The following is a 20,992-nucleotide window of genomic DNA, read 5'->3' on the forward strand; positions in this document are numbered from 1 at the left end:
CTAGAACAAGTAGTTCTATGCGCGGGTGAGTGCCGACGCGGGGGCCATCACGATCCGCGGGTGCCGGGCCGGGTCGAGCCACTTCAGCAGGCGGGCCACGTTCGCCCGGCTCACCGACACGCACCCGGCGGTCGAGCCCTTGCCGCTGGCGTGCAGGAACACCGCCGACCCACCGCCGATCCGGGACGGTGTGCTCGTCACGTACTCGCCGCGCTTCGCGTCCCAGTGCACCCCGGCCGGGCGGTTGAAATTGATCACCGCGGCGTAGGCGTACTGGGTCGGGTACGCGGCGAGGCGTTCCGCCTGAGTGGCATGTCGTTAGAGGCTACTGTACAGCCCATGAGAGCGACGCGGGCAGGGGTCTACGGCCGGAACTCAAAAGGCGAGGCAAAGTCGATCGAGGATCAGCTAGACCTCGGCCGCGAGGCGGTCGCGGGCAAGGGCTGGATGCTGGCTGGGGAATATCAGGACGACTCGTCCGCGAGCCTCTACCGACAGAAGGAACGCGAGAACTGGGCGCGGTTGATCACAGACCTGCACGCCCGGAAGCTGGACGTGGTCGTGCTCTGGAAGATCGCACGCGGCTCCCGCGACGAGATCGATTGGTTCCCGCTGCTGCGCGCCTGCGCGGAGATGGGCATCCTGATCCACGTGCTCGCTGACCGGCGCACGTACGACCCCAGCGACGATCGCGATTGGAAGACCCTTGCCGATGAGGCGGTCAACGCCTCGTACTACGCTCGCGCGCTCAGTAAGGACGTACGCCGCGGCGTGGACAAGGCTGCCGCCGAGGGCCGCCCGCACGGACGGCCGCCGCTGGGCTACACCGCAGAGTACGACGACAAGCGCAGGCCACGGTGGACGCCGAACGAGCGTGCCGACACCATCCGCGAGATCTTCGCTCGGCTCGACGCTCACACGCCGATAATCACGCTCGTCGACGACCTGCGCGCCCGGGATGTCCCCGGACCGACGGGCCCCGGGTGGCACCGCAACTCGCTCCGCGCCATCGCGCGCAATCGCGCGTACGCCGGCATCCGTCGACACCGCGGCACGGACTACCCGGCGCAGTGGGCGGCGATCGTCCCGGAGGCGCAGTTCTGGCGCGTGCAGGCGCTGCTGTCCGCTCCCGAGCGCAGGACGACCCGTCCGGGTTCCGCGAAGTGGCTACTGACCAATATCGCGCAGGCGCCGTGCGGCGGCCGCCTCGGCAGTCACGACGAGCGGGCCGGGCACCGCCCGCGGCTTAAGTGCCTCGCGGACAGCTGCGTCGGCATCGTCCGCGAGGATCTGGACGCGGTCGTCGAGCGCCTAATCCTGGCTCGCCTGGCGCTGCCGAACGCCCGGGGGCTGTTCGCACGCGACAGTGCGGACCTCGAGCAGGCGCAGGCGGAGCAGGCTCGATATGAGCAGCAGCTCGAGGAAGCGCGCCAGAGCTTCGAGGCGGTCGACGGGATCAGCGCGGAAGCACTGGCGCGCAAGGAACGCGCCCTTGCGCCGCTGATCGAGGACGCGAAACGCCGAGCGCGGCCCGATGGGGTGGGTGGGCTGCTCGACGACCTCACCGGCGCGGTGGACCCGGGGCAGGTATGGGCAGGAATGGAGATCGCGGCGAAGCGCAGCGTGGTCCGGCACCTGGCGGAGATCAGGCTCGGACCGTCCCTGCGCCGCTTCTCTCGCTGGGCGACGCCAGAGGAGCGCGCCGAGGATGCGCTGATGCGCCTGGACGAGTCCCGTTGGGTAGGCGACGACCGGACGTGGCGCGAGCTACGCCTAGCCGGTTGACCCCCATCCGCCGTCGCGCTGAGCGCTGTACACGCCGTCCGCGATCTCGACCAGGCCGGAGCCCGGCTCGACGGCGATGGCGCGCAGGATGTCGATCCCGTCCTCCGGCGCCGGCCTGGTCTCGTCGAGGAGCTCGCGCATCCGCTCGTCGAGCACCCGCCACCACTGCTCTCGGTCCATCCTGCGCCTCCGGCCTTGAGAGGAAGCGGCGCCCGGGACATGGGGGGTCAGCCGAGCGCCGCGACCTAGGTAGCAAGCTACGCGCAACCTTGCTGGTGGTAAAGGACCTCCGAACGGACAATAAGCAAGTTCGCCCGTACGTACGGTGATCAACGTGATGGCGCGGGCGCGGAAGCTGTGGACCACCGGCGATATCGCCGACCGGCTCGGCGTCGCCCGGCAGCGCGTGAATCAGATCGTCAACGACCGCCGCGAGGACTTCCCGGAGCCATTCGACACGCTGCCGGGCGGCGTGCAGGTCTGGCTGATCGACGAAGTGCAGGCATGGGTCCGCGAGCACCGGCCGGAGCGGGCCGAGGAGTAGTCCACATAGCAGGTACCTAGCAGGTTTCCGCAGGTCAGCGCCATGATCGGGCTTGACGGACTTGCTAGTTAGTGTCTATCGTTGGCCGCAACGCGAAAGCGGCTAGCGGAACGACGGGACCGCCCTGCGGGGACGCAGGAAATTACCCCGGCTGGCGTAGGCGAGCACCCCTTATCAGGGCGTCACGCGGCAGGCATGAACTCGGCTTCGACTGCCAAGCCTCATTGAAATCCCTGATGAGGTCCCGATGGCTGCGGCCAAAACCCTGTCCCCCGAACAGCTGTCCGATCGCGGCCGTAAGGCCGCCGCGGCCCGGCACTCGCTCGACGCGTACATCGACTCGATCGTCCGGCGAGCCCCGGAGCTCACTCCCGAGCAGGTCGAGAAGCTGCGCCCGCTGCTGGCCGGTGGTGCGAAGTGATCAACCCCGGAAATGGCGAGAGCCGCCCCATCCCGGTAGGCGGCCCTCAAAGTGTGGCAAACACTGAGGTGAATGGTAGCGCGCTGCTGACCGAGGCGGAATCCTTCGAGCTCGGCGACCTGATGCGCCTGCACGGCCTCGACCACTCCCGGTCGACGATGCTCGACCTGCAGGTGGGTGATCGGTTCTGGTACCTCGGCGAGCACCTCGGCGTGCTCTGGGTCGGTCCGATCGAGCTGTACGAGGGTCGGACACGGATGCGGGAGATCGCGTTCATGCCGGTCGCCGGTGGCGTGTACCGGACGGAGTGGGTCACGGCCGGCCTGCGGCTGATCGGGCCGGTCGACGTGGCCACGCCGGAGCTGGCTGCTGCTGCGGCCGCGGCCTGGTCGACGATGTCCGGCAGCCTGCGGGCCGAGCTGGTGCGCCTGCGGGCGGTGGGCCCATGACCCGCCCCTGCGTCAAATGCGGCACCACGGAGGCCGAGCTGGTGCATCCGCGGTCGCTCAACGAGTCACTCAGGAGCGTGCGGCCGATGTACTGCCTGCCCTGCGCGAACGTCGAGGACGCGGAGTACGCAGCGTCCATAGCGAGGCTGCAGGCGGACCGAGTACACGCGGTCGAGGCCGCGCAGCCGGCCTCACTTGAATCGCAACTGCTCACGCCGGGGCAGCTCCGCAATCGGCCTCGGCCGAAGCACTTGATCAAGGGGGTGCTGAAGCTGAGCTCCGCGACGTGGCTAATCGGGGCGCCGGGGTCGTACAAGTCGTTCGTCGCGCTGGACTGGGCTGCGCACGTGGCGGCCGGCCTGGAGTGGCGGGAGCGGAAGGTCGAGCAGCGCGAGGTGCTCTACGTCCTGGCCGAGGGCGCCGAGGGCTTCCAGGATCGAGTGTCGGCATGGGAGAGGCGCCACGGCACGGACCTGGACAGCCTGCTCATCCTCCCTGTGCCGGTCCAGGCCCGTGGCGACGACAAGTCGAGCGTCTCCGCACAGTGGCGCGAGCTGGTGACGCTGGTGGCGAAGCGGAAGCCGGGCCTCGTCGTGCTGGACACGCAGGCTCGCCTGAGCGTCGGCATGGAGGAGAACAGCAACTCCGAAATGGGCGTTTGGGTCCGCGCGGTCGACATGATCAAGAAAGCTGCGGACTGCTGCGTCCTGGTCGTGCACCACACGGGGCGCGCCGGTGGCGACGCTCGAGGTGCGTCCGCGATCGACGGTGCACAGGACGCGGAATGGCGGGTCGACAAGGACAAGAATCTCGCGTTCACGCTGAGCTGCGACAAGATGAAAGACGGCTCGGACGACGCGAAGTGGTCATTCATCATGGACGTCATCGACCTCGGCCTCGACGATGACGGCGACAAGATTTCCTCGCTGGTCATCGGGCAGCAGCGCGACAAGCGGACCACGGAGCCCGCAGTGGAACAGGTTGAGCTTTCCGTCGCCGAGGGACGCTCGACAGACTGCTACGGCGTGGTGCATCGCGTGCTTGACCAGCTCGATCCACATCGCTTCGGGATGACGCTTGCCGAGGTTATTCGTGAGGTCAAGGTGGCCTGCAAGAGCGCGAAGCGGGAGCCGTTCAAGGATGCCTCCGTGCGGGCAGCACTGAACCACGGCAAAAAGCAGGGCGCAACGGACAACGCGGGTCGCCGCTGGCGGCTCACCGAGCCCGCCGAGGGGCTGGAAGATGGGCTCTTCGGAACCGTTGCGGCGACCGTTGCCGACCACGGTTCCGACCACGGTTTGCCGCAACGGTCCGCAACGGTCGACAACGCTTTCGCCATACCGCCGCTGAGCTGGCCTAATACCGATACTGACAACGGTGTGCAACGGTTGACCACGGTCAATTAGCACTCTGGACAACGGTCTTCCCCACCCCTATAAGGGTGGGGAACCGTGGTGCTCGCAACGGAAGGCGAAAAACCGTGATCACACCTCAGGGATATCCGCTGTGGGTCGTGCACACCCACCACAACGGCACGCTGCACACGGAGCCCGTGATCGCCTGGCTCATCACCGAGGGCGACATCACGCGACTACCCGTACCCATCACGCCCACGTGCGGCGAGCTGAGCGAGGATCACGGCGGGTACCTCGGTACCGAGGCCGAGGTCGAGCAGTTCTGGCAGGACATCGCCAAGAGCGGACACACCGGCGAGGCGAGGTTCTAGTGAGCAAGCAGTGGTCAGGCGGAAGCGATACGCGGTGGCGTGGCTTCCGCCTGACCATCCTGGAGCGGGACAGATGGACGTGCACCATCGCGGGCCCGAAGTGCACGGGCGCCGCGGACTGCGTGGACCACATTCAGCTGCTGTCCCGAGGCGGACACAAGTACGACCCTGCGAACTGCCGGGCATCATGCTCAGCGTGCAACCTCGGTCGCGGTGACCGCGAGCCGGTGCCGCAACCCGAGCACCGTGCACTGCCATGGTGGTGAGAAGAATGTCCGAATTCTTCAAGATTCAGGGCACCCCAACCACCCGCTGAAGTGTTTTTCCCTCCCCGGCGTCCGCCAGAAACCGGCCGCCCAGGGGCCCCGATTAGTTCGGACCGTAAAAACGAATATGGCCCATAGGGATTAGGGTTATGAGTGGTCGTCGTACGCCGATCGGTACTCGGCCAGCACCGGTAGCGCCCGGGCACCATGCACGGCGAACGCGCCGGCGTACGCAGCGTCGATCGGCGCCGGGCCTCTGCGGGAGAACCGCCAGCCGTCGCCCTGCGGGAGGCGCTCGCATAGCGCCACGTGCTTGTCGAGCAGCGGATCGAACGGATGCTGTAGCTGCCGCGCTGCGGCCTGCTCTTCCAGCCCCATGCACGCGCGTACGACATCCTCGCTGGCGAGCATCTCCAGTCGGACGCCAGCGGGCCACCCGGACCGCTGTTGCAGCTCGGCGGCGATGGCCGCGGCCGGCCCACCGCTCTGGATCAACAGCTTCCGTGGCCGCGCCTTTGCAAGCAGCCCGGGTAGGTCACGCCGGAGCTGCGCCCGGGCATCGTGCCCCTGCCACTGCTTGACGACCTGCAGGTGCGTCGCGCCGTCGATAACGGCCGCCGCGGTCAGCGTGGCGTGGGCCGCGTCCTCGTGCGCGATGTCCAGCGCCAGCACGAGCCGGCGCCGGTGCTGCGTGATGTCGACGACCCTGTCTGGCCGCACGCCGCACGCCGCCCAGTCCTCCGGGCGGATGGCCGCGTCGAGGCGGTCGACGCGCACGCACATGTGCTCCGTCTTGTGGTCCGCCAGGTCCCGGCCGCCGGCCGCTTTCGCCGCCTTGCCCTTGCCGATCAGCCAGTCGATCGAGACGCGGTGGCCGAGCCCCGGGTTGGACTTGATCAGCTGCTCCACGTCCTCCGGGTCGGCGTCGCTGTCCGCCCGCCAGGCGGCGAAGTACGTCCGTGGGTTGCCCTCGCCGGTCTGCGCGAATAGCTCAGCCGCGTCGGCTTCCGTGTGCAACACCGTCGCGTTTTCGTCGCCCTCGTTGGAGATGCAAACCGCCAGGGCGCCGGCCTCGGTGCTGGCCGCCGCGGCCATCGCACCCATGGCCGCATTCCAGCAGTCCCGGTTCCTGTGCTCGCGCAGCTCGTCGCAGATCCATCGGTGCAGCGTTCCGCCGCGGCCAGCCCGCCGGTTCGGGGCGGCGAACCGGTACTTGCTGCCGTAGCTGTTGAAGAACGATTCGTACCCGTTCGATGCTGTTGTGTGCTTCCCCGGGAGGGTCTCCGCGAGCGCCTCGTTCCCCTCCATCATCGTGACCACTTCGTCCCACGATCGCTTCGCCTCGCCGCGGTCCGAGGACGTGCCGAGGATGGTCGGCACCTGCTCTTGCGTCATCCAGTAGGCGATCAGCAGTCGAGTCCATACCGTCTTGCCGTTCTGGCGAGGGACCATGATGATCGCGGTGTCGTAGATCGGCCGGCCCAGCGCGTCAAGCTCGCCGAGGTGGATACTCAGGCGCTTCTGCCACGGGTCGAGCTCGGCGCCGATGTAGTCCACGAAGTCGATAAAGTCGTACCCCCACGAGGCGTCCTCGTTGGTCTCGAGGTCGCTACGGCGTGGCGGTGTCTCGATCACCGGAACTGGACTTCCGTAGACGACGGTTTCGGAGTTCGTCGAGGCCGGCAGCTGCAGCGGGCTTGTCATCGCGCTTCTCACCGCCCCTCGACGGTGCGGCCGCCCGGGCTCGGGGCGACATCTGCAGCGCCTCGAGCGCGGCCAGCAGCGCGCCGGACGTCTTGTAGTCCACGCCGCACTCGTCCACCTGCCGCGCCAGCACCAGTGCCAGTTCAGCGGTCGCCTTGTCGCTGTCCGCCGGAGGCTTGGCGCCGAGCGCGGCACGCACCGCCTTCTCCATAGACCCTGCGCTGCGGAATGCCATGCTCCGAGAGTAGTTGCTGAAGCAGCAATGAGGTAACCTCAGCATCATGGGCGCGAGGCTGCGGGACGCACGGGGACGCTTCGCGTCGCCGACGAACGCCGTCGCCCGGCCCGTGACCGATCAGCTGGTCGCCTCGATGTTCTCCCCCGGCGGCCGGAGCCTCTCCGGCGTCAACGTCGGCGAGCGCGAGGCGCTCGGCCAGTCCGCGGTCTGGCGGGCGGTCAACCTGATCGCTGGCACGCTGGCGAGCCTGGCGCTGAAGTCGTACACCGGCGGCAGCACGGGCGAGGCGCGCAAGCAGGTCCCGAGCATCTTCGACAACCCGGACCCGGACGGACAGACGCCGTTCGAGTGGAAAGAGACTGCGTTCGCGCAGCTCATTCTGCACGGCCGCTGCGGTGCCCTGAAGGTCCGGAACGCGGCCGGTGCGCTGGTCGCGCTACCGCTGGTGCCCCCGTCGGCATTCCGCGTCGAGCTGCCCACCGCGGCCGACTCGCAGCAGCCGAGCGGCGGACTGTGGTTCTGGGTCACGCTCGACAACAACTCGCAGGTCAAGCTCGACGGCGACGACTTCTGGTACGTCCCGGCGCTGTCCATGGACGGCAAGACCGGCATCGGCATCCTCGACGCGGGCGTGAACGCGCTCGGCACCGCAGTGGCCGGCGACGAGGCTGCGGGCCGCTCGTTCTCACAGGGCGCGTTCATCAGCGGCATGGTCACGCCGGAGTACGACGACGACGTCAACGACACCGACCCCGTCAAGATCCGGCAGGACCTCGACCGGGCGGTGCTCGGTGTGGAGAACGCGGGCAGGATCGCGGTCATCGCGCGCCGGCTCAAGTTCACCCCCTGGACGATGACCGCGCAGCAGGCGCAGTTCATCGAGTCTCGCCAGTTCTCGATCGAGGAGATCTCCCGCTACTCCGGCGTGCCGCCGCACCTGCTCATGCAAACCGACAAGCAGACCAGCTGGGGCACCGGTGTCGACGAGCAGAACCGGGGTCTGAGCAAGTACGTGCTCGGGCACTGGGCGAGCCGCTTCGAGCAGCGCGCCTCCCGGCTGCTGGCCAACCCGCGGTGGTGTGAGTTCGACTTCGCGTCGCTCGAGCGGCCCAACATCGCCGTCGAGATCGATCTGCTGGTCAAGCAGGTTGAGGCAGGCCTACTGACCAAGAACGAGGCTCGCGCCATCCGCAACCTGCCGCCGCTCCCGGAGCCCGCTCCCGCCCCGGCGCCGCCGGCCGACGACGAGGGGGACGACGATGCGCCACCTGCCGAGTAACCTCGCCGCGCTCCGCGCGAGCTGGCGTGCCGTCAACGGGGTCGCGAACCACGACACCCCTTGCTTCACCGTGACCAACGCCGCGGTGCCGAAGCTGACCGTGTTCGGCATGATCGGCGGGCTGGACAACGACGCCACCGACTTCGTCCGGACCGTGCACGCGCTCGACGCCAAGGCGATGGACGTGCACATCAACTCGCCCGGCGGATTCGCATGGGACGCGATGGCGATGTACGAGGCGCTCCGGTCGCACCCGGCGAAGGTCGCCGTCAAGATCGATGGCCTGGCGGGCTCCGCCGCCTCGTTCCTGGCGCAGGCCGGCGACACGGTCGACATCATGACCGGCGGCCGGATGATGATCCACGATGCCGCGGTAGTGGCCGAGGGGAACCCGGCGGAGCTGCGCGAGATCGCCGACATGGTCGACATGCTCAGCGACGACATCGCCGACATCTACACCGCGCGAGCGGGCGGCAGCCGCGCCACCTGGCGTAAGGCGATGACCGCCACCACCTGGTACTCGGCGGCCGAGGCCGTGGCCGCGAAGCTCGCGGACCGCGTGACCGGCGGCCGCGACACCAAGACTTCCGGGCCGGACAACCGGTCTCGGCTCATCACGGCCCGCGTTCGGGCCCTGACAACCCGGGAGGGTTGATGCGCACCATCGAGGAGATCACCTCCGCGATGACCGCGCTCGTTGACGGGGCTGCGGACCGTAGCCTCACCGACGACGAGGTCACCGAGTACGAGGCCATGGAGACGGAGCTCAAGGGCGCCCAGCGCGACCACGAGATCCGCAACCGCAACGCCGCGTACAACACCGTCCCGATGACGGCCCGGCCGGCCACTGCGGTCGTGACCCGCGAGCCGCTCCCGTACAACGTGGCCCGGACCTCGGGCCGGTCGATCTTCCAGCCGGGCACCAACGGTCACGACTTCTCGTCGGACGTGTTCGCGATCATCAACCAGGATGGCCGTGCGCCCGAGGCGGAGAAGCGCGTTAGCGCCCTGCTCGGCGCGGCGTTCCGCCCGCGCAACGACGTTGACCGCGCCGACACGGCCGCGCTCAACCCGAACCGCTACGCGCCCGAGCTGTGGCAGCCGCAGATGGACTACGCGACCCCGCTATGGGACATGATCGGGTCCGGCCCCACGGATGGCGCCCCGTTCGATGTGCCGAAGTTCGGCTCCTCCAGCGGAATGGTCGGCCCTGCCACCGAGGGCGTCGAGCCCGCCGCCGGAGCGGCCGCCTTCACCATGCAGACCATCACGCCCACGCAGGTGTGGGGCAAGGTCGAGATCACCCGCCAGACGGCGCGGCGCGGCGGCCGCCCGGAGCTGTCCGGGATCCTCTGGGACCAGATGCTGCGGGAGTACTACGAGGACCGGGAGGCCGCGGTTGCGACCTTCCTGAACACCCTCACCGCGGCGGCGGACATCGCCATCACGGCCGGTGCCGGCACCAACGCGTCGGACCTGATCAGCGTCGGCGACCTAGAGGCGGCCATCGCGTCGCTTCAGTTCGTCCGGGGCGGAAACCGCTTCCGGGCGTTCGCCGCGCACATTGACCTGTTCAAGATGCTGGCCCGGGTCAAGGACACGGCCGGCCGGCCGCTGTACCCGATGATCAACCCGACCAACGCGAACGGCACCGCCGAGGCGCTCTTCAGCTACCTCAACGTCGCCGGCACCCGCGTGGTGCCCTCGTACGCGCTCGGCGCGACCGGCACCGCCTCGGCGAACAGCTGGCTGTTCGACCCGCAGAAGGTGCGCGGGTGGGCGTCGGCGCCGGAGCGGCTCGAGTGGAACTTCGGCGCGACCGTGCAGACCGCGAATATCCCGCAGCTCTCGCACGTGACCATCGGGATCTACGGCGACATCGCCCTGGCCAACCTCGACATCAACGGCGTCCGCCAGGTCACCTACGACCCGGTCGCCTGATCCACCACCGACGACGAGTAGCAGGAGGGAGGCGGCCGTGGCCTGGAAGCCGGACTACATCACGCTTGCGCAGCTCAAGCACTACCTGAACATCACGCACGCCAACGGCGATGCGGAGCTGGCGATCCACGTCACGACCGCCTCTCGCTGCGTCGACAACTACACGCACCGTCAGTTCGGCGTCGTGGACGCTCCGGCGGTCCGCGAGGTTGAGGGCGTGTGGGACCGGCGGCTCGGCAGCCACGTCTACGAGATCCCGGACCTGGCCACCGCGCCCGTCGAGGTGCTCGACGAGTCCGCGCTGGCGGTCACCGGCACCAGCCTCTACCCCCGCAACGCGGTGGCCGAGGGACGCGTCTGGACGGAGCTGCGCTCGCCTCGCGGTGGCGTGCTCACGATCGAGGCGCTCTGGGGCTGGCCGGCCGTTCCGACCGAGGTCGTCAACGCCGCGCTGCTGCAGGCGGCCCGCCTGGCGAAACGCCGGGACTCACCGTTCGGCATCGCCGGGTCGCCGTCGCAGGGCACGGAGATCAAGATGCTCGGCGCCAGCCTCGACCCGGATCTCCGGACCGCGGTCGCCGGGCTGCGCCGGGAGCGGTGGGCGGTATGAACCTCTCGGCGATCATGGATGAAGTGGCCAGTGTGCTCGGCGAGATCACCGGGCTCAACGTCTTCGCCTACCCGCCCGCCACCCTCTCGCCGCCGGCCGGCTACGTCTCCTACCCCGCGTCCGTCGATTTCGATGCGGCGTACGGCCGGGGCGTCGACAGGATCACCGGCCTGCCCATCGCCCTGCTGGCCGGCGAGCCCACTGAACCATCGACCCGCGACCAGGTCGCCACCTGGGCGGCCGGCGCGGGCGGTCAGAGCGTCAAGGCGCGCATGGAAGCACACACCTGGACGTCGTGCGACGACCTCACGGTCACGTCCTGCTCATTCGACGTCGAAACCGTCGCGGGCGTCGACTACCTCGCCGCGGCGTTCACCGCAGACATCATCGGGTCCGGAAGGGAATGACCGTGATCATTCGCGGCAATAAGACCGAAGTCGAGCTCGACGGGGTCGAGCTGACCGACTACAGCAACAACTCGCAGCTGGAGTTCTCTGCGGACTCTCACGACGTGACCACCTACGGGAATGACTCGCACGTCTTCAGCGGCGGTCTGCTCAACGGCAACGCCACCATCTCGGGCTTCTACGACTCGACCGCCGTGACCGGCCCCCGGGCCGTGATCAAGCCGCTGGTCGGCACCGTCGTTGAGTTCGTCCACCGCCCCGAGGGCACCGGCACCGGCAAGCCGCAGGACGTGGTGCAGGCGCTCGTCACGAAGTACACGCAGACGCACCCGGTCGCCGACATCGTCACGTGGGCGGTCGATCTCCAGTTCTCCGGCGACGTCGACAGTGACCCGCAGGCCAGCTAACCAGCACAGAGGAGCGCCACTCCATGAGCACCGAACACGCCACCGCCGACGACCTGCTCGCCGGGGAGGACGAAACCCGCGACGTGACCCTGTCCGGCGGCAAGGTCGTCACGGTCCGAGCCCTGTCCCGTTACGAGTCGTTCCTGATCGCCAAGACCTCTCAGGAGGGCGACGGTAACGACTACGAGAACAAGGCGATCACCACGGCGATGATCTCGCCGAAGATGACCGAGAAGCAGGTGGAGGCGTGGCGCAAGCGCCCCTCGGCGGCCGGCGATGTCGCTCGGGTGTCCGACGCGATCCGCGAGCTGGCCGGCACCAGCGAGGGAGCCCAGAAAAGCGACGTACCTGCGTCTGGAGACTGACCCGGCGTTCCACTTCGACTTCATCCTCGCAGCGAAGCTGCGGATGCCCGTTGCGGAGATGCGGCGCCGGGTCTCGCAGCGCGAATGGATGCACTGGAACGTCTACCTGGCACGTGAGCAGCAGCGCCAAGAGCTGGCGAACAGATGAGAGCGGGGTGAACGATGCCGGAGTCAGTGATCAGGATCGAGGGCCTGGCGGAGTTCTCCCGCAGCCTGCGCCAGCTCGACAGTGAGGCGCCGAAGCAGCTCCGCCTCGTGCACAACGAGGCAGCGAACCTGCTGATCAAGCGGACCACGCCGAAGGTCCCCCGGATCAGCGGCAACGCCGTCGCCTCGATGAAGGCCAAGAGCACCAGGACTTCCGCGCGCGTATCGGTCGGCGGCCGTCGAGCCCCTTACTTCCCGTGGCTCGACTTCGGCGGCCGCACCGGGATCCGCGGTTCGGTCGTGCGCCCGTTCTACCGAGAGGGGCGCTACGTCTACGTGACCCTCGCGGAGATCACCCCGGAGATTCAGCAGCTGCTGCTCGATGGCCTTACCGAGGTGGCCCGTGGCGCCGGATTGGACGTGGACTGATGGCCGGCAACACCGTCAACCTGGAGTTTGCCGGCGACGCCACCAAGCTGGCCGCGGCCAGCAAGAAGGCGGAGCAGTCTCTCGACGGCGTGACCACGGCGTCCGACGACACCACGGACAGCTTCAAGAAATCCGGCACCGAATCGGCTGACCTGACCACGAAGCTCGGCAGCCTCGGCGCAGGCGTCTCGGGCGTAACGGACGCCTTTAGTGCGGCGTCCGAGGGTCTTCAGGCGGTCGTGGATATCCAGAACTCCGCGGATACCAAGGCGCAGGAAATGAAGCGCGCTCTCCAGGACGTGAAGCGCGCCCAGCAGGACTACAACACGGCGATCCGCGACCAGAAACAGGCGCAGCTCGACGCGGGCGTGGCCGCGATCGATCTCGAAGAGGCAAATCTCGACGTCGCGGACGCGCAAGAGGATTACGACAAGGCGGTCAAGAAGCACGGGAAGAACAGTGACGATGCCAAGCGCGCCATGATCGACCTTAAGCGCGCGAAGCAGGACGTCAAGCAGGCCACGGAGGACAGTAAGCGCGCGCATGACGACGAAAAGACCGCCATGCTCGACCAGACCGACGCACAGCTCGACCTGACCGAGGCGGAGAAGGCGGCCAACCCGCCGGACATGCAAAAGTGGGCCGATCAGATCGCAATGGTCACCCCGCTACTGTCCGGACTGATGGCGGTCGTCGGGCTGGTCACCGCGGCCCAGCTGGCGTGGAACGCCGCTCAGCTGGTCTCGCCTACGACCTGGATCATCCTCGGCATAGTCGCGCTGATCGCCATCATCGTGCTGATCGCCACCAAGACGACGTGGTTTCAGACCGCCTGGAAGACCGCGTGGGGCGCGATCAAAGACGCCGCTGCTGCGGTCGGTCGGTGGTTCCGCGACACCCTGTGGGGCAAGTGGATCAAGGGCGCATGGGACTCGATCAAGAACAAGGCGATGGACGTGTGGGAGTGGATGAAGACCCTCCCCGGCAAGCTCAAGACCTCGTTCTCCAAGATCAAAGACTTCATTTTCGCGCCGTTCAAAGCCGCGTTCAACCTGGTCGCCGACGCGTGGAACAACACGATCGGCCGGCTGCACTGGTCGGTGCCCGGGTGGGTCCCGGGGGTCGGCGGGAACAGCATCTCGGCGCCGCAGCTGCCGCACTTCCACTCTGGTGGCGTGGTCGGGGGCCCGCCCGGCAGCGAGCAGCTCGCCGTGCTCCAGGCTGGCGAGCGGGTCACGCCCGCAGTGGGTAGCGGCGGCGGCGGCGGGGAGCAGTGGCTCCGGATCGACATGGGCTCGCTGGGCGCCGCGCTGCTCGACGTCATCGCGCCGGAGGTCGCGCGGCGCGGCGGCCGAGCGACGTCGCTCGGCGTCAAGGTCGTGGGCGGAGCGCTGCGGGCATGAGCCAGGACGTCTCCCTTCAGGTGCTGCTCGCCGGGGTATGGACCGACGTGCCGCTCTACACCGCGACCCCTGCCAGCTTTTCCTGGGGGAACGAGGCGTACGGCACGTCGTGGCCCTACCCGTCGGAGATCACCTGCGAGATCGACAACGACTCGCTCGATTGGGACCCGGCGCGGCCGGAGTCGCCGATCTACGGGGTCGCCGGCCGCGCCACCCCGGCGCGGCTGCGGATCGACGGCACCACGTACGTCTACGGCGAGGCGAATTCCTGGGTGCCGGACCGGACCCCCGAGCACCAGCCGGGCCAGCACCGGGGGCGATCCTGGGTCTCGTTCACCGCGAACGGGCAGCTCGATCGGATCTCCGGCTGGACCGACCCGGTGCGCTCCCCTATGTTCCGGACCATCTCCGCCCGGGCGACGTCGCTCGGGCATTGGCCCCTCGAGGACCCCCGGTACGCGCGCACGCTGACCAACACGCTCGCCGCAGGTAAGGCCGGCACGGTCAAGGGCGCGCCCTCGTTAGAGGAGTCGGAGCGGCCGTTCGGCGCGGCCAGCACGGTCCGCCTCAGCGCGGACACCCAGTTGGCCGGCACCTTCAAGTCCGCCAGCAGTACCGCTGGCTGGCAGATCTCTTTCTCGTTCCTGGCGGACGCGCTCCCCGGCTCGGGGGTCTACGGCCGCATCCTGCGGTGGACCACCAGCAACGGCTACACCTGGCTCGCGGAGTTCACTGATACCGCCTGGCGGTGGTCGTGCGCCGACGTGAACGGGGTCTCGCTCCAGTCGTCCAACATCACGTTCACGGCGGCGCCGCCCACCAGCTGGGTGACCATGCGCTTCAAGGTGTCGCAGTCCGGCGGCAACGTGGTCGTCGAGCCCGCCTGGTACCAACAGGGTGCGACCGCGCCGCTGGGCACCACGGACGGTTTCGTCGGCACGGTGGGCGCGCTGAGGGGCTGGTGGCACGATGGGAACGCCACGGCGGACGGGAGCTGGCTCTCGCACGTGTTCGCGGTGACCGGCGTCGCCGACGACCTGCAGTCCGCCGACGCCCTGATGGTCTTCAACGGCTACACGGGGGAGCGCGCGCTCGACCGGTACACCCGAAACCTCGCGGACATCGGCCTGTCCGGCGGCGCTTTCTACACCGGTGGCGTCGCGCCCTCGACCATGAAGATGGGCCCGCAGCCCATTGACACCGTGGCGAACATCCTGAAGGACATCGTCCAGACGGACGGCGGCCGAATCAACGACGAACCGACCGTGGCGGGCATGCGGTTCTTCACCCGGCGCGGCTCGTACTCCCGGACCCCGGACGCCACGTTCGACTACGCAGCCGGGCAGATCGCCATCCCGTTCCGCCGGCTCACCGACACCAGCAACGTCGTCAACACGATCACGATCAAGAACGGCGACCAGGGCGAGTACACGGCGTCGCTGACCAGCGGGCTCAACTCGACGCAGCCGCCGCCGGCCGGGATCAGCGAGAAGCGCGGCTCGCTCGACGTGAACCTCTACGCCGCCTCGGATGTCACCGAGCGGGCGAATTGGGAGCTGGCGCGCCTGACCACCGAGGGCCCGCGCTACGGGGAGTTCACCGTTGACCTGCTGGCCAACCCCGGGCTGATCGCCACCGTCGCCGCGCTCCGGCCCGGACACCATGTCGTGATCACCGGCTACCCGCCCGACGATATCCACCTGCTGGTGACCGGTATGAAGGGCGTCACTGGTGCGATCGAGCGCCGGGTAACGATCCAGGTCGAGCCCTACGAGGCCTACCGGGTCGGGATCTGGGACGCCACCGATTGGCGGTGGGACACCGCGACCACCACCCTGGCGTCCGCCGCTACCAGCACTGCCACAAGTCTGGCGCTGACCACCAGCAACCTCGCCGATGTGCTGACCACCGCGCCCGCGTCCCTGCCGCTCGACCTGATGATCGGCGGCGAGCGCGTCACCGCGACCGCGATCACCGCACCGGTCCCATCCGGCGGCACCTATCTCCAGACGATCACGGCCATCCGGTCCGTCAACGGCGTGATCAAGGCACAGAGCGCGGGCACGCAGGTGACCGTCAACGACTACAAGAGATGGGGACTGTGAGATGAGCGCAGGCGACAAGGCGTTCTGGTCCGACGTGGCCAACACGATCTACGTGCCGATCTGCCGCCTGATCCAGACCACCGCGCAGTCCGCCGCGTTCACGAACAACGCCGATGTCCTGATCACGTTCGGGACGAGCTCGGAGCTGTTCGATACTCACGGCTGGCACTCGGAGACGACGAACAACTCCCGGATCACGCCGAACATCGCCGGGATCTACGAGGCGGTCGGCGCCGTGTACTGGGCGGCCAGGGCGGACTACACCACGCTCCAGGCCTCGATCAAAAAGAACGGCTCGACCACGCTGGAGACCCCGCACCGGGTCGGCCCGAACGCCACGAACACGGTGCGCTCCGTCCACCACTCGCCGGTTGAGATCGCCATGAACGGGACGACGGACTACCTCGAGCTGTACGGCCTTCAGACCAACACCGCGGCCGCGGCGGCCAGCACGTTCGTCAACGCCACCTCCACGTCGTTCTTCCGGGTGAAGTACCTACGGCCGCTGTAGGGCCCTCACAGACGAACGCCCGGGCGGGGGATGGCGCTCCCTCTGCCCGGGCGTTTCTTCGTACGGATGTTCTAGACGAAGTCGATCGCACCCGTCAGGGCCGCGGCGAGCGTGAGCCCGAGCCAGATCAGCGCGACGATGGTGGCGACCGAGGTGCCCCGCTGCGGCCGCGCCGCTACCGCGGCGACCTCTGCGCGGATCATGCGCTGCAGCTCGGCGCGGCTGGTCAGCACCGGCTGATCGATCCGCTTGTGCCCGTTGCTGCTGGCGGTGGTCGTGGTCGGTTGCATGAGTGCTCCTCAGTTACATGGGTTCTAACGCCACTAAACTTGGGAGATGCGCCAGGTGCGGTTCTTCGACGCCGACGGCTGGAAGACGTTGTACGTCCGCGGGTCCCGCCGGTCACCCACCCAGTAGTCGTTCCCGTCCACCTTCCGGTACGGCAGCCGCGTCCCCGGGTCGGCCCGCACCCCGAACGCCCGCGTGATGGTGAACGTCCCGGCCGGTGTCTGCCCGGTGTCCTGGACGCGTTGCGACGCCCACGCCCACCCGCCGTACCCGGTCCTGGCGGTCATCGCCGCGAAGACCTGCCGCCACCTACCGTCGGTCCCGCGCTGATAGGCGCGCAGCGTCGCCCGGGTCGAGCCCCAGCTCGTCCCGGACACCACGATCACCTGCCGGGCGTTACCGAGGTGGGTGAGCCCGGCCGGGATCGCCGCCACGGCCGGGGACGCGGGAATCACCACCATCGTCACCAGCAGGGCCAGCACCACCGCGATTCTCCGCACAGCGGATCAGCCTGGGTGATCACCGATGGCTGGGTCAAGGTTTCCGGCCGACAGCCGTCCAGATGTTGATGTCGGAGCGCGGCGGGATCTCCGCCCCCGGCTCCGGCCGCCACTCGCTGGCCGGCACCACGCCCGGGTCGACCAGCTCGAGCCCGTCGAACAGCCCGGTGAATTCGTCCCGCCCGCGCGTCCACACGTCGGATTTCCCCTGCTCGACAAGTTGCCGATACAGCGCCTGCTGCTCCGGAGTCCCGAAGTCGGACGTCGCATGCGTGGCCACCAGATAACTGCCCGGCGGCAGTGCGGTCAGCAGCCGCCGCACGATTCCCTCAGCAGCGCCGTCGCCGTGCAGGAAATGCAGCACCGCGATCAGCATCAGCCCGACCGGCTGCCCCAGATCGAGCGTCGCATTCAGCACCGGATCGGCGAGAATCGACTCCGGATCGTTCAGATCGGCCTCGAGATAGGCCGTCCGGCCTTCCGGAGCGCTGTCCAGCAGAGCCCGCGCATGCACCGTGACCAGCGGATCGTTGTCCACATAGACCACTCGGCTGTCCGGCGCCCACCGCTGCGCCACCGCATGGGTGTTCCCCGCGGTCGGCAGCCCGGTCCCGATGTCCAGGAACTGCCGGATCCCCGCCTCCGCGGCCAAGAACCGGGTGGCCCGCCCCAGCAACGCCCGGTTGGCCAGCGCCCCGAGCCGCACTTTCGGGAACAGCCGCTCCAGCTCATCCCCGGAAGCCCGATCCGCGGCGAAATTGTCCGCCCCACCGAGCCAGTAGTCATACCGCCGAGCCGGATGCGCCACCTCCGGCGCCAGCCCCGCCGCCGCCGCACTAACCTCGTCCACAGTGGAACAATAATTCACAAACGTCTTCGGTACGACCTACACCTCCCCAACCGCACTGCCCCGTCCCGTGGCTGAACGCGACGCCGCCGGCCCCTCCGGACCGCGACGCCGCATCCGGGCTGATGCGCCCCCTCCCGGAAACCCAGCGCGTGAGCGCCAGGCCCTTGCGTGTGAACCTCAGGGGCGGCCGAGCTCCGCGTGGGGCCGGGTTCGGGGGCGGTGGCGGTCCGCGGTCGGGCTGTGCGTGCGTTCACCGCCCCCAGGCGGGCGGCAGCCGCACGCAATCCGGCAATGCGGACTCTCACCGCCCGCACCGCTCGCACCGCCCGGGCCGCCCGGGCCGCCCGGACCGCCGGCACCCCCGCGCCGCCCGCGTGCTCCGCGTTGCTGGCTGGTCACGGCGGCCCCTATCGGGGTCGGATAACGGCGCTCACGGCCAGCCGGGAGCGGCACGCGATGGTCAGCGCGGTTGGGCGGGCCGGCCTGTCAGGTGACCGACGGTGTGTGTGAAGTTCGGGTGCGGAGCGCACCCGAACTTCACACGCACAAGGGTTGACCTTGACCACACGCGGACGTCGCCCGGAGGGCTTCGCGTTCTGGACGCGTCAGCGGCCAGCGAAGCCCGGAGGGTCCCGGCGGGAGCGACGATCTGCATCCCGGCGGACGCACGACATCTTGAATTTGATCTTTAAGCGAACCTCAGCCGATGGCGAACGACGGGTGCGGCGGCTGGTTGTAAGCCGTGTTCTGCCAGGCCACGGCCTCGCGGTACATGCGGTCCTGCATCAGGGAGACGTGCGAGATGCTCGTGGCATCCGTTGTGGAATAGATGCGCAGGGCGGTGTTGTTCGTGGTCGGCCAGATGACCTCCTCGCGCCAGTCGCCGAGGATGTCGGCCTGGAGCGACGGGGTGGCCTTGGTGCTGTTGTTGGAGTGGACGTCGCTCGCGGTCAGCAGCCTGGTGTCGGCGTTGGTGCCGTACTTGTCGATGTGGGTGCCGTCGAGCAGTTCGCGCTGGGCGTCGCCGTCCCACCAGATGACGAAGTTGGCGCTGGACGGTTTGCGGCCGATGTTCTGGCCGGACGTGTTGAAGAGGCCGGAGACCGCGGACGACCAGGACTCCGCGCCGGGGCTGCCGGCGTAGATGTCGTCGGAGACGCCGCGGCCGTTGTCGCAGCCGCACGACGCGTTCGACCAGATGATCTGACCGGTGCGGGCGTCGGCCATCCAGGCGGCGAGCTTCGTGGTGCCCTCGTCGACCTTGAAGATCTCCAGGCCGGAGCGGCTCGGGATCAGGTCGCCGACGTGGTACGCGTCGCCGTGCCCCTGGCCGTTCACCCACAGGCCGGCGCCGTTGTCGTCGATGGCCATCGCGCCGTAGAGGATCTCGTCCTTGCCGTCCGCGTCGACGTCGGCGATGGAGAGCTGGTGGTTGCCCTGACCGGTCCAGGCGGAACCGTTCGTGGACGAGTTGCTGTCGAACGTCCAGCGCCGGGTCAGCGCGCCGTTGCGGTAGTCCCAGGCCACCACGACCGAGCGGGTGTAGTAGCCGCGGGCCATGATGATGCTCGGGTACGAGCCGGTCACGTACGCGGTGCCGGCCAGGAACCGGTCGACCCGGTTGCCGTAGCTGTCACCCCAGGACGAGACGGTGCCCCGCGGCACCACGTAGTCGGCGGTGGCCATCGCCTTGCCGGTCTGTCCGTTGAAGACGGTCAGGTACTCCGGGCCGGACAGCACGTATCCCGACGAGTTGCGATAGTCGGCGCTGGAGCTGCCGATCACCACGCCGGTGCCGTCGGTGGTGCCGTCGGCGGTCTTCATCACCACCTCGGCCTTGCCGTCCGAGTCGTAGTCGAACACCTGGAACTGGGTGTAGTGCGCGCCGGCCCGGATGTTCCTGCCGAGGTTGAGCCGCCACAGCCGGGTGCCGTTGAGCTTGTACGCGTCGATGTAGACGTTGCCGGTGTAGCCGGACTGGGAGTTGTCCTTGGCGTTCGACGGATCCCACTTGAGGACGATCTCGTACGACCCGTCGCCGTCCAGGTCACCGACCGACGCGTCGTTGGCGGAGTACGTGTACGCCACCCCGTCCGGCGTCGTCCCACCGGCCGGCACCTGGATCGGCACGTCCTGGTACGCCGCCGCCAGCGCCACGGCCGGAGTGGCAGCGGCGAGAGTCTCGGCGCCGGCCACCACCGGACGCACCGTGTACGACGCGCCGACCGGCGCACCGGTGTCGGTGAAGTTGGTGCCGGACGTGGTCTTCACCAGCGTCCCGCCGCGATACACGTGGAACGCGACGCCGGCCGGGTCGGCCTGCAGCAACCGCCAGGACAGGAAGTTGCCGGTCGGGGTGCGCAGGCTGATCAGCCCGCGGTCGAGGTTGTCGGTCGTGACCGCCGGGGACGCGGCTTCGGCCGGGGAAGCGGCTTCGGCGGCGGGGACGCCGCCGACGGCCAGCAGCACCGCGGCGGCGGCCGCGGTCATACCGGACAGCATTCTGATTCGGGGCATGGGGGATCCCAACGTGGATGGGGGACTGGGGATGAGGCGATGCGCTGACGGGGATTCAGCACACCGCCCAGTTAACCGGACCGTAACTTTTGACAGGCCG

The 20,992-nt window shown here is 68.7% G+C and carries 26 protein-coding genes; 18 read left to right on the plus strand and 8 right to left on the minus strand.

From position 1 onward, the window contains the following. Positions 1-15 precede the first annotated feature (15 nt). Entirely contained in the window at positions 16-258 is a 243-nt protein-coding gene (locus tag ADL15_RS48275) for a L,D-transpeptidase family protein (RefSeq protein WP_198171341.1), read from the minus strand. Positions 259-339: 81 nt separating this feature from the next. On the opposite strand from ADL15_RS48275, the gene ADL15_RS48280 reads away from it, so the two are divergent. Beyond that, positions 340-1,785, plus strand: coding sequence for a recombinase family protein (locus tag ADL15_RS48280; protein WP_067707388.1), 1,446 nt, complete (start codon positions 340-342; stop codon positions 1,783-1,785). Here ADL15_RS48280 and ADL15_RS48285 read toward each other — a convergent pair. After that, on the minus strand, positions 1,774-1,965 hold the full coding sequence (locus ADL15_RS48285; protein ID WP_067707390.1) for a hypothetical protein: 192 nt from the start codon (positions 1,963-1,965) through the stop codon (positions 1,774-1,776). The two genes, ADL15_RS48280 and ADL15_RS48285, sit on opposite strands and share 12 nt — an antisense overlap. A 145-nt stretch (positions 1,966-2,110) precedes the next feature. On the opposite strand from ADL15_RS48285, the gene ADL15_RS48290 reads away from it, so the two are divergent. The 6 genes from ADL15_RS48290 to ADL15_RS57320 all read left to right on the plus strand — a co-directional run bounded on the left by ADL15_RS48290 (position 2,111) and on the right by ADL15_RS57320 (position 5,191). Beyond that, the gene (locus ADL15_RS48290) at positions 2,111-2,329 is read left to right on the plus strand and encodes a helix-turn-helix domain-containing protein (RefSeq protein WP_232345073.1); all 219 of its coding nucleotides are present in this window, start codon (positions 2,111-2,113) and stop codon (positions 2,327-2,329) included. A gap of 247 nt (positions 2,330-2,576) precedes the next feature. Then, positions 2,577-2,750: a hypothetical protein gene (locus tag ADL15_RS53790; RefSeq protein WP_157442073.1), complete on the plus strand. Its 174-nt coding sequence runs from the start codon at positions 2,577-2,579 to the stop codon at positions 2,748-2,750. A 53-nt stretch (positions 2,751-2,803) separates the two neighbouring features. Next, positions 2,804-3,199 (plus strand): hypothetical protein, encoded by a 396-nt coding sequence (locus tag ADL15_RS48295; RefSeq protein WP_157442074.1) that lies wholly within the window; start codon positions 2,804-2,806, stop codon positions 3,197-3,199. After that, the gene (locus ADL15_RS48300) at positions 3,196-4,605 is read left to right on the plus strand and encodes an AAA family ATPase (protein ID WP_067707395.1); all 1,410 of its coding nucleotides are present in this window, start codon (positions 3,196-3,198) and stop codon (positions 4,603-4,605) included. Before ADL15_RS48295 ends, ADL15_RS48300 begins: the two co-directional genes overlap by 4 nt. Positions 4,606-4,679: 74 nt before the next feature. Continuing rightward, positions 4,680-4,925 carry a hypothetical protein gene (locus tag ADL15_RS54830; protein WP_067707399.1) on the plus strand — a complete coding sequence of 82 codons (246 nt, stop codon included), beginning with the start codon at positions 4,680-4,682 and terminating at the stop codon, positions 4,923-4,925. Positions 4,926-5,047: 122 nt separating this feature from the next. Continuing rightward, a complete protein-coding gene (locus ADL15_RS57320; protein WP_394327005.1) occupies positions 5,048-5,191 on the plus strand; it encodes an HNH endonuclease in 144 nt (47 codons plus the stop codon). Between the two features lie 147 nt (positions 5,192-5,338). Here ADL15_RS57320 and ADL15_RS48310 read toward each other — a convergent pair whose 3' ends face one another. Both ADL15_RS48310 and ADL15_RS52415 read right to left on the minus strand, forming a co-directional pair. Then, positions 5,339-6,826 (minus strand): hypothetical protein, encoded by a 1,488-nt coding sequence (locus ADL15_RS48310; protein WP_083972627.1) that lies wholly within the window; start codon positions 6,824-6,826, stop codon positions 5,339-5,341. After that, positions 6,801-7,130, minus strand: coding sequence for a hypothetical protein (locus tag ADL15_RS52415; RefSeq protein ID WP_157442075.1), 330 nt, complete (start codon positions 7,128-7,130; stop codon positions 6,801-6,803). Before ADL15_RS52415 ends, ADL15_RS48310 begins: the two co-directional genes overlap by 26 nt. 46 nt (positions 7,131-7,176) lie before the next feature. Between ADL15_RS52415 and ADL15_RS48315 the strand changes: the two genes are divergently transcribed. The 11 genes from ADL15_RS48315 (at position 7,177) to ADL15_RS48365 (ending at position 16,737) form a co-directional block, all read left to right on the plus strand. Continuing rightward, on the plus strand, positions 7,177-8,412 hold the full coding sequence (locus tag ADL15_RS48315; protein ID WP_067707402.1) for a phage portal protein: 1,236 nt from the start codon (positions 7,177-7,179) through the stop codon (positions 8,410-8,412). Continuing rightward, complete coding sequence (locus ADL15_RS48320) at positions 8,393-9,067, plus strand: head maturation protease, ClpP-related (protein WP_067707405.1); 675 nt, start codon at positions 8,393-8,395, stop codon at positions 9,065-9,067. Before ADL15_RS48315 ends, ADL15_RS48320 begins: the two co-directional genes overlap by 20 nt. Beyond that, positions 9,067-10,353, plus strand: coding sequence for a hypothetical protein (locus tag ADL15_RS48325; protein ID WP_067707407.1), 1,287 nt, complete (start codon positions 9,067-9,069; stop codon positions 10,351-10,353). The genes ADL15_RS48320 and ADL15_RS48325 overlap by 1 nt, the downstream gene beginning before the upstream one ends. 37 nt (positions 10,354-10,390) lie before the next feature. Further along, on the plus strand, positions 10,391-10,963 hold the full coding sequence (locus tag ADL15_RS48330) for a head-tail connector protein (protein WP_067707410.1): 573 nt from the start codon (positions 10,391-10,393) through the stop codon (positions 10,961-10,963). Continuing rightward, positions 10,960-11,370 (plus strand): hypothetical protein, encoded by a 411-nt coding sequence (locus ADL15_RS48335; protein ID WP_067707413.1) that lies wholly within the window; start codon positions 10,960-10,962, stop codon positions 11,368-11,370. Before ADL15_RS48330 ends, ADL15_RS48335 begins: the two co-directional genes overlap by 4 nt. Positions 11,371-11,372: 2 nt before the next feature. Next, on the plus strand, positions 11,373-11,777 hold the full coding sequence (locus tag ADL15_RS48340; RefSeq protein WP_198171343.1) for a hypothetical protein: 405 nt from the start codon (positions 11,373-11,375) through the stop codon (positions 11,775-11,777). A gap of 23 nt (positions 11,778-11,800) precedes the next feature. Next, positions 11,801-12,142 carry a hypothetical protein gene (locus tag ADL15_RS48345; RefSeq protein ID WP_067707418.1) on the plus strand — a complete coding sequence of 114 codons (342 nt, stop codon included), beginning with the start codon at positions 11,801-11,803 and terminating at the stop codon, positions 12,140-12,142. 162 nt (positions 12,143-12,304) lie between these two features. Next, positions 12,305-12,718, plus strand: a complete 414-nt coding sequence (locus ADL15_RS48350) for a hypothetical protein (protein ID WP_067707421.1) — start codon at positions 12,305-12,307, stop codon at positions 12,716-12,718. Beyond that, positions 12,718-14,121 (plus strand): phage tail tape measure protein, encoded by a 1,404-nt coding sequence (locus ADL15_RS48355; protein ID WP_067707424.1) that lies wholly within the window; start codon positions 12,718-12,720, stop codon positions 14,119-14,121. Before ADL15_RS48350 ends, ADL15_RS48355 begins: the two co-directional genes overlap by 1 nt. Beyond that, positions 14,118-16,226, plus strand: coding sequence for a hypothetical protein (locus ADL15_RS48360; RefSeq protein ID WP_067707426.1), 2,109 nt, complete (start codon positions 14,118-14,120; stop codon positions 16,224-16,226). The genes ADL15_RS48355 and ADL15_RS48360 overlap by 4 nt, the downstream gene beginning before the upstream one ends. Before the next feature lies 1 nt (position 16,227). Then, positions 16,228-16,737 carry a hypothetical protein gene (locus tag ADL15_RS48365; RefSeq protein ID WP_067707429.1) on the plus strand — a complete coding sequence of 170 codons (510 nt, stop codon included), beginning with the start codon at positions 16,228-16,230 and terminating at the stop codon, positions 16,735-16,737. A 71-nt stretch (positions 16,738-16,808) separates the two neighbouring features. On the opposite strand, the gene ADL15_RS48370 is transcribed toward ADL15_RS48365, so the two are convergent. The 4 genes from ADL15_RS48370 to ADL15_RS48385 all read right to left on the minus strand — a co-directional run bounded on the left by ADL15_RS48370 (position 16,809) and on the right by ADL15_RS48385 (position 20,892). Continuing rightward, complete coding sequence (locus ADL15_RS48370; protein WP_067707432.1) at positions 16,809-17,027, minus strand: hypothetical protein; 219 nt, start codon at positions 17,025-17,027, stop codon at positions 16,809-16,811. Between the two features lie 33 nt (positions 17,028-17,060). Further along, on the minus strand, positions 17,061-17,525 hold the full coding sequence (locus ADL15_RS48375) for a hypothetical protein (RefSeq protein ID WP_157442076.1): 465 nt from the start codon (positions 17,523-17,525) through the stop codon (positions 17,061-17,063). A 34-nt stretch (positions 17,526-17,559) separates the two neighbouring features. Continuing rightward, positions 17,560-18,375, minus strand: coding sequence for an SAM-dependent methyltransferase (locus tag ADL15_RS48380; protein ID WP_067707438.1), 816 nt, complete (start codon positions 18,373-18,375; stop codon positions 17,560-17,562). 699 nt (positions 18,376-19,074) lie between these two features. Next, positions 19,075-20,892, minus strand: coding sequence for a rhamnogalacturonan lyase (locus tag ADL15_RS48385; RefSeq protein ID WP_067707440.1), 1,818 nt, complete (start codon positions 20,890-20,892; stop codon positions 19,075-19,077). Positions 20,893-20,992 lie beyond the last annotated feature (100 nt).

Origin of the sequence: Actinoplanes awajinensis subsp. mycoplanecinus (genome assembly GCF_001509495.1) — a bacterium.
Taxonomy (GTDB): domain Bacteria; phylum Actinomycetota; class Actinomycetes; order Mycobacteriales; family Micromonosporaceae; genus Actinoplanes; species Actinoplanes palleronii.